General features: G+C 72.9%; 7 protein-coding genes and 1 pseudogene. 1 reads left to right on the top strand and 7 read right to left on the bottom strand.

The window, feature by feature from the left end; genetic code table 11:
• Positions 1-47 precede the first annotated feature (47 nt).
• From EBH09_RS20430 to EBH09_RS20410, 5 genes and pseudogenes are all read right to left on the bottom strand, one after another.
• Positions 48-866, bottom strand: coding sequence for an ABC transporter ATP-binding protein (locus EBH09_RS20430; RefSeq protein WP_121748401.1), 819 nt, complete (start codon positions 864-866; stop codon positions 48-50).
• Between the two features lie 40 nt (positions 867-906).
• Positions 907-1,488: pseudogene (locus EBH09_RS20425) on the bottom strand (methyltransferase domain-containing protein); the annotation flags it as partial.
• Positions 1,489-1,524: 36 nt separating this feature from the next.
• Complete coding sequence (locus EBH09_RS20420; RefSeq protein WP_121748400.1) at positions 1,525-2,028, bottom strand: EamA/RhaT family transporter; 504 nt, start codon at positions 2,026-2,028, stop codon at positions 1,525-1,527.
• 80 nt (positions 2,029-2,108) lie between these two features.
• On the bottom strand, positions 2,109-2,777 hold the full coding sequence (locus tag EBH09_RS20415; protein WP_121748399.1) for a DUF4232 domain-containing protein: 669 nt from the start codon (positions 2,775-2,777) through the stop codon (positions 2,109-2,111).
• Between the two features lie 150 nt (positions 2,778-2,927).
• Entirely contained in the window at positions 2,928-3,254 is a 327-nt protein-coding gene (locus EBH09_RS20410; protein WP_121748398.1) for an SH3 domain-containing protein, read from the bottom strand.
• Between the two features lie 182 nt (positions 3,255-3,436).
• Here EBH09_RS20410 and EBH09_RS20405 point away from each other — a divergent pair, with 182 nt between their 5' ends.
• The gene (locus EBH09_RS20405; protein WP_121748397.1) at positions 3,437-5,566 is read left to right on the top strand and encodes a serine/threonine-protein kinase; all 2,130 of its coding nucleotides are present in this window, start codon (positions 3,437-3,439) and stop codon (positions 5,564-5,566) included.
• A gap of 27 nt (positions 5,567-5,593) precedes the next feature.
• Here EBH09_RS20405 and ilvD read toward each other — a convergent pair whose 3' ends face one another.
• Positions 5,594-7,447 (bottom strand): dihydroxy-acid dehydratase, encoded by a 1,854-nt coding sequence (ilvD, locus tag EBH09_RS20400; RefSeq protein ID WP_121748396.1) that lies wholly within the window; start codon positions 7,445-7,447, stop codon positions 5,594-5,596.
• A 123-nt stretch (positions 7,448-7,570) separates the two neighbouring features.
• On the bottom strand, positions 7,571-8,075 hold a 505-nt coding region (locus EBH09_RS20395), incomplete at its 5' end, for a TetR family transcriptional regulator (protein WP_153182691.1).

Here is an 8,075-nt window from a genome sequence, read left to right as displayed (position 1 = left end):
GGCCGGGGTGAGGGCGGGCGCGGGGGTCGCGGGGGTCGTGGGCGTGGTCATCGGGTGGTCTCCTTCGGGCGGGCCGCCGCCTTCGCCTTCGCCTCGTCGACCAGGTGGAGGAAGGCTTCCTCGACCGTCTCGGAGCCGGTGCGGGTGCGCAGGGCGTCGGGGGTGTCGTCGGCGAGGACCTCGCCCTCGCGCATCAGGAGGAGGCGGTGGCAGCGCTCGGCCTCGTCCATGACGTGGGAGGAGACGAGGAGGGTGGCGCCGCGGTCGGCGGCGATGGAGTGGAAGAGGGTCCACAGGTCTCGGCGGAGTACGGGGTCGAGGCCGACCGTGGGTTCGTCGAGGACCAGGAGCTCGGGGGCGCCCAGGAGGGCGACGGCGAGGGAGACGCGGCTGCGCTGGCCGCCGGAGAGGTTGCCGGCCAGGGCGTCGGCGTGGCTGGTGAGGTCGACGTCGGCGATGACGCGGGTGACGTCCTCGCGGCGGCGGTCGGAGGCCGTCCGGCCGGGGTCGAGTATCCCGGCGAAGTAGTCCAGGTTCTGGCGGACGGTCAGGTCGTCGAAGACGGACGGGGCCTGGGTGACGTAGCCGATGCGGGTGCGCAGGGCCGGGTGGCCGGCGGGACGGCCGAGGACGTCCAGGGTGCCGGTGACCTTGGCCTGGGTTCCCACGATCGCCCGCATCAGCGTCGACTTGCCGCAGCCGGAGGGGCCGAGGAGGCCGGTGATCCGGCCGCGCGGGACGGTGAAACGGAGGCCGCGCAGGACAGTGCGGTGACCGCGGGCGACGGTGACGTCCTCGGCGTGGACAGCGGGTGGGGCGGGGTCGCCGCCGGCTTCTCCGGGCGGGACGGGAGAGTAATTCACCATGCGATGAATATTCCTCCCCGCTCCATCCGTCGTCAAGGGGTCACGGGGTCACGGGGGTCCTGGCGAACAGGAGGACGACGACATACGTCTCCTCGACGACTCCGTCCGGGAAAGCGGTCAGGAGGTGCCTGCGCTCGTCGGCCAGGAAGGCCGCGCGGCGTTCGTCGGTGTCGGTCAGGAAGACCGAGTGGCTGGCGAGGTTGGCCAGGTGGGTGTCGACGGGGACGCGGCGGCTCCAGCGGATCTCGCGGCGGGTGAGTCCGAGGCGGCCGGCGGGGTCGGCGGTGTCCGGGCCGACGTTCCGCTTCTCGGCGGAGAGGTCGAGGTCGAAGTGCTGGTCGATGCGCCGGGCCGCGGCGGCGATCCAGGGCACGTCGAGGGCCTCGGTGTTCCACCACAGCGCCAGCGCGCCGCCCGGACGCAGCACGCGCAGCGCCTCCGGGACGGCCAGGGCGGGGTCGGTCCAGTGCCAGGCCTGGGCGTAGGTGAGGAGGTCGGCGGTGTGATCGGCCAGGGGGAGGGCGTTGCCGTTGCCGCGGATGATCGGCACGCCGGGAAGGGTGCGGCGGAACTCGGTGGCCATGCCGGCGCCGGGTTCCACGGCGTTCACGTCGGCGCCGCGCTCGCGGGCTCTCCGCTTCCTCCGGCGGCGCTTCGGCTACTTCCGGCGGCGCTTCTTCGTCGGGTTGCCCGAGCGGCGGGTGGTGCGCTTCTCGTACTCCGCGCGGGCCTTCTCGTACTCCGCGCGGTGCAGTTTCTCGCCCGGGGCCTCGGTGAAGGTGCGGAAGAAGTAGGCGAGGAGGGAGCCGACGAAGCCGATGGCGAGCAGGCCGCGCATCGATGCCTGACGGTCGGGGTCGGGACGGCTGGTGAAGCCGGACCAGGTGTGGCGGAAGGCCAGGGCGCTGCAGATCGCGAACATCACGATCATCAGCAGCGAGACGAAACTGCCGATGTCGGCGATCTGGAGGCCCTGGTAGGCCACGCGGAGCACGAAGCAGGCGGCGGCCGCCACGGCGAGGGAGCCGACGGCGAGGCCCGCCCGGCGGGCGGTGTAGCCGTTGTCGTGGTGCACCCAGGTCGTGCCGTAGAACCGGAGGGGCTCGGGGCGGGGGCCCGCGGGGACGTCCGGGATGCCGTTCTTACCGTTCTCTGCGCTCACGGGTCGATTATGGCGCCGGCGCGGCGCGGGCCCCGGGCGGGCCCGGCCCACCGGACGAGACTCGTGGGACGTGGGGTGCGTCAGCCGCCCTGGCCGGCGCTGCCGAGCGGGCCGACCTGCACCGGGGTGCCGGAGCCGTCCGTGACGGGCAGCGTGGCATGGCCCGGCCAGTCGAGGGTGACCGACTTGGTCTCGTCCGGCGGGGTCACCACCAGGCCGGTGATGCGGACGCCGGAACCGCCCGAGTCGTTGATCGGGTAGGTGATGCCGAAGGTCACCGTGTCCCCGTCCGCGAGGACGACCGAGGGGGCCGAGTCACCCGTGCGCTCGGCGGACAGGGTGCCGGAGTTCGTCTTCAGGTCGACGCCCGCGTGACCCGCGAGCGAGCAGTCCCGGCCGCCGCCGTTCTTCAGGTCCACCGCGACGGTGCCCCTGTCGTCGCCGCCGATCGTGGCGTCGGTCGCCGTGATCTCCAGCTCGTCGGTGCGGCACTTGGCGGCCTTGCCGTCCTCGTCGGTTCCGCCGGTTCCGCCGGTTCCGCCGGTGCTGTTGGGGGCCTTCCCTTCGGAGTCGGTGCCGCCCTGCTGGTCCGAGCCGGGCGAGTCCGAGCCGCCGGTCGAGGAGGACGCGGTGGAGGCGGCCGGCGGTGCGGCGCTCCGGTCCGTGCCGTCGTCGTCGTTCTGGCAGGCCGTGAGCGAGAGACCGGCGGCGAGGGCCATGGCGGCGATGGTCAGCTTGCGAACGCGCATCGTTGTCTACCTCGGAGTCGGTTGGCGTGCCGGTCCGCCCGCACCCAACGGTGCGAGCGGGCGTTTCCGACCATCAAGAGCCACTCGGCCCGGCACGCCGTTCCTCTCGGCAACCTCCTAATACGCCTTCAGGACAGCCCTGTTACAAGGTCAGCAGCGAGGGGCCACGTAACCGTCGCTGCCGGTGCGGACGTACGCGTCGGAGACGTACTGACCGCTGCCGATGCCGTCCCAGACGTTCGAGGTGCCGTACGGGCCCGAGACCCGGGTCCCCGGCGTCTGGCAGTGGATCCGGACCCAGGAACCCTCGGGCAGGGTCCGCACGATGGAGTAGCCGGTGCCGGGACCGCTGCGGACGTTCAGCCGGTGGCCCGGCGCCACCGGGTAGGAGCCGGCGGCAGCGGCTGCCGTGGTGACGGCCTCCGTGGTCGCCTTCTCGTCCCCGCCCGTGGCGTCCGTGAGCTGGTCGACAGACATGAAAAACCTCCCCCGTCGCACCCCACGGGTTTCGTGGGGTCACGTTGATTCCCATGGATCAAGGTGCGAAACACCAGTTCGCAACTCGCACGCGGAGGCTAGCAAGCCTCTTCGGCCCCCAAAGAACCATCGACTAGGCTCCGAGCGTCGCGCGCGCGAACGAACAGCACGGGGGTGGTTCCATGGCGCCGCAGCCGAACGCCGGAGCGGGCGCGGAAGCGGAACTTCCGGAGTACGCCGGTCACTACCGACTCGAGTCCTGTCTGGGCTCGGGTGGCATGGGGGTCGTGCACCTGGCCCGCAGCACCTCCGGGATGCGCGTCGCGGTGAAGGTCGTGCACGCTCGGTACGCCCTGGATCCCGAGTTCAGAGGGCGGTTCCGGCAGGAGGTGGCCGCGGCGCGGCGGGTGAGCGGGGCCTTCACGGCACCGGTCGTCGACGCCGATCCGGATGCCGGGCGGCCCTGGATGGCCACGCTGTACATCCCTGGTCCGACGCTTTCCGAGCAGGTGAAGCGGAACGGCCCGATGGATTCCGACCAGTTGCGCCGGCTGATGGCCGGACTCGCGGAGGCGCTGCGCGACATCCACCGGGTGGGGGTCGTGCACCGGGACCTGAAACCGAGCAACGTGCTGCTCGCCGAGGACGGGCCGAAGGTCATCGACTTCGGCATCTCCCGGCCGAAGGACAGTGAACTGCGGACGGAGACGGGGAAGCTGATCGGCACGCCGCCGTTCATGGCGCCCGAGCAGTTCCGGCGCCCCCGCGAGGTGGGGTCCGCCGCTGACGTGTTCGCGCTCGGGTCGCTCATGGTGCACGCGGCGACCGGACGCGGACCGTTCGACTCCGACAGTCCGTACGTCGTCGCCTACCAGGTCGTGCACGACGAACCGGACCTGACCGGCGTACCGGTGACGCTCGCGCCGCTGGTGCTGCGGTGCCTCGCCAAGGAGCCCGCCGACCGGCCCACTCCGGACGAGCTCATGCGCGAGCTGCGGTCGGTGGCGGCGGCGTGGGACACGCAGGTCTTCATACCGGCACAGCGGGTGGAGGACTCGTCGGCCCCGGAGGCGGTCGCTGCTTCGGAGCGGACTCCGGCGCCGGAGGCTCCCGCCGAGCCGGCCGTGCGGCGGCTCGGAAGGCGGGCGGCGCTCGTGGCCGGTGCGCTCTGCCTCGCCGTGACCGGAGGTCTCGTCTCGGTTCAGATGTCCGGCGACGCCGAACCGGCGCACAGGACGCCCGCCGCGCAGAGCGGCCCGGGCGGGTTCGGCGCCTGGGAGGCGGTGCCCGCGTCGAAGGGCGGTGGCGTCCCCCAGTGCTCGTACGCGGCCCGGCGGCTGCTGTGCGCGCGGCCCGGGCTGGTCTTCGCGATCGATCCGGCCGACGGCAGCACGCTGTGGCGGCACGCCGTGGAGGAGGCCGTGCGGAGCGAGCCGCCGGTCGCGTCGGGCGGGCTCGTGCAGCCAGAGGTCGGCCTGCTCGGTCCGTTGGAGGCGCTCGACCCCGCCACGGGCGAACCGGTGTGGCAGGAGGAGATGCCCGCGTACGACGGTCTGCGGTGCGTCGGCGACATGCTCCTGCTCACCCGCGCCGACGGGACGGTCACCGGTGTGGACAGCGCCTCGGGACGTCCCCGGTGGTCGCACCGGATCCGCGGGCAGTCCGTGCCGTACTTCACCTCGTTCGCCGGTGAGCGGCGACCGGCGGCGTACGCGACGAGCCGGACCCCGGACGGGCAGCGGACCCGGGTCACCGCGGTGGACCCGGCCGACGGGGACGTGCGGTGGGACACGGAGCTGGCGGGGGCGCTGACACCCGTGGGGGCGGCGGACGGTTCCGTGTTCCTCGTCGCCGAAGGAGCGGCCTACGGCGACGTCAAGGCCGTGGTCCGCTACACGCCCGCCACCGGGGCGACCCGCCGGGTGACGCTGCCGATCCCGGTCGAGCAGGCGTCGGCGTCGGCGGGCGTGCGCGGGGACACCGTGTACCTCATGGGCGCGGGCGGCTCGCTGGTCGCCGTGGACATGGCGGCGGGGAAGCAGGCGTGGCGCCTGGAGACGGGCGTGAGCCGGGGCTCGGCGCCGGTCTCCGACGGGCGGCACGTGTACGTCACCGCGCCCGACGGGCGGCTCCTCGGCATCGACGCCCGCAAGGGCGAGCTCCTCGGACAGACCCGGCCCCGGCTCGGCGCCGACTCCGACAAGGTGCCCGCGTCACTGCCGGCGCCGCTGCTCGCGGGCGGGCACGTGTACGCCGGGGCGCCGGACGGGACGGTGTTCGGGGTGCCGGGGCGGGACCCGGGGGCCTGGTAGGCCGCGCCCCGGGTCCCTCGTCGGGGCTCAGCCCAGCTTGCTGACGTCGCGCACCGCGCCCTTGTCCGCGCTGGTCGCCATCGCGGCGTACGCCTTCAGGGCCGCGGAGACCTTGCGGTCGCGGTTCTTCGGGGCGTACACGCCGCCCAGGGCCTGCTCGCGGCGGGCCAGTTCGGCGTCGTCGACCAGCAGCTCGATGGAGCGGTTCGGGATGTCGATGCGGACGCGGTCGCCGTCCTCGACGAGGGCGATGGTGCCGCCGGCGGCCGCCTCGGGCGAGGCGTGGCCGATGGACAGGCCCGAGGTGCCGCCGGAGAAGCGGCCGTCGGTGACCAGGGCGCAGGCCTTGCCGAGGCCGCGGCCCTTCAGGTACGAGGTCGGGTAGAGCATCTCCTGCATGCCGGGGCCGCCCTTGGGGCCCTCGTAGCGGATGACGACGACGTCGCCCTCCTTGACCTGCTGGGTGAGGATCTTCTCGACGGCCTCCTCCTGCGACTCGCAGACCACCGCCGGGCCCTCGAAGGTCCAGATGGACTCGTCGACGCCCGCCGTCTTCACCACGCAGCCGTCGACCGCGAGGTTGCCGCGCAGGACCGCGAGGCCGCCGTCCTTGGAGTAGGCGTGCTCGGCGGAGCGGATGCAGCCGCCCTCGGCGTCCTCGTCGAGGGAGTCCCAGCGCTCGGACTGGGAGAAGGCCTCGGCGGAGCGGACGCAGCCGGGGGCCGCGTGCCACAGTTCCAGGGCCTCCGGGGACGGGGAGCCGCCTCGGACGTCCCAGGTCTTCAGCCAGTCGGCCAGGGACGGGCTGTGGACGGAGTGCACGTCCTCGTTGAGCAGGCCCGCGCGGTGCAGTTCACCGAGGAGGGCGGGGATGCCGCCCGCGCGGTGCACGTCCTCCATGTAGTACGTGCGGTCCTTGGCGACGTTGGGTGCGACCTTGGCCAGGCAGGGGACGCGGCGCGAGAGGGCGTCCATCTCCGTGAGGCCGAAGGGGACCTCCGCCTCCTGGGCGGCGGCCAGCAGGTGCAGGATCGTGTTGGTGGAACCGCCCATCGCGATGTCCAGCGCCATGGCGTTCCCGAAGGCCGCCGGGGTGGCGATGTTGCGCGGCAGGACCGAGTCGTCGTCCTGCTCGTAGTAGCGGCGGGTCAGGTCGAGGACCGTGTGCGCGGCGTTCTCGTAGAGCGCCTTGCGGGCGGTGTGGGTGGCCAGGACCGAGCCGTTGCCGGGGAGCGAGAGGCCGATGGCCTCCGTCAGGCAGTTCATCGAGTTGGCGGTGAACATGCCGGAGCAGGAGCCGCAGGTCGGACAGGCGTTCTCCTCGATCCGGAGGATGTCCGCGTCGGAGATCTTGTCGTTGACCGCCTCCGACATCGCGTCCACCAGGTCCAGGGTGCGGACCGTGCCGTCGACCAGGGTGGCGCGGCCGGACTCCATGGGGCCGCCGGAGACGAAGACCGTGGGGGTGTTCAGCCGCAGGGCGGCGTTGAGCATGCCCGGGGTGATCTTGTCGCAGTTCGAGATGCAGATCAGCGCGTCGGCGCAGTGGGCCTCGACCATGTACTCCACGCTGTCCGCGATCAGGTCGCGGGAGGGCAGGGAGTAGAGCATGCCGCCGTGGCCCATCGCGATGCCGTCGTCGACGGCGATCGTGTTGAACTCGCGCGGGATGCCGCCGGCCGCGACGACCGCCTCGCTGACGATCCGGCCGACCGGGGCGAGGTGGGTGTGGCCCGGCACGAACTCCGTGAAGCTGTTGGCGACCGCGATGATCGGCTTCCGCCCGATGTCCGCGCCGGGTACACCGGAGGCACGCATAAGGGCGCGGGCGCCCGCCATGTTGCGGCCGTGGGTGACTGTGCGGGACCTCAGTTGGGGCATCGTCGCTCGCTCCTTCGGAGAGTTATGACTGCCGTCGAGCGTACGCCGGTCATCCAGGGGCCGGGACAGGGTGTCCGTAATGCGGGACGCTCGTCTCGCCGACGGCGCCGTGTGAAGGGTGCGTCAGGGGCCGGTGAGGTGGCCCTGTACGACCGGTGCCAGGCGGGCGATGATCCGCTCCGGGTCCGCCGAGGCCAGCGGCTCCGCCTTGATCACGTAACGGAGCACGGCGCACCCCACCAGCTGCGCGGCCGCCAGCTCGGCGCGCAGCTCCGCGTCCGGCAGGTCCAGCCGGGCCGCGATGCGGCGCAGCAGCTGGGCGGCGATCAGCCGGCGGAAGACGGCGGCGGCGGTCTCGTTGTTCAGGGCGGAGCGGACGATGGCCAGCAGCGGAGTACGGGTGGCCGGGTTCTCCCAGAGGCCGAAGAAGAAGCGGGTGAGCCGTTCGCCGACCCCGTCGAGGGGGCCGTCGCCGATCGCCTCGGGGGCTCCGAGGACCGGTGCGAAGGCGACCTCGATGGCCGCCTCGAAGACCTGCTCCTTGGTGCCGAAGTAGTGGTGCACCAGTGCCGGGTCGACGCCCGCCGTCTTGGCGATGCCGCGTACGGACGTCTTCTCGTAGCCGCGC

It is taken from the genome of Streptomyces sp. E2N166 (assembly GCF_003671715.1).
Lineage (GTDB): Bacteria > Actinomycetota > Actinomycetes > Streptomycetales > Streptomycetaceae > Streptomyces > Streptomyces thinghirensis.
The sequence above is the reverse complement of the archived record's forward strand: the minus strand, read 5'-3'. Positions and strand labels throughout refer to the sequence as shown.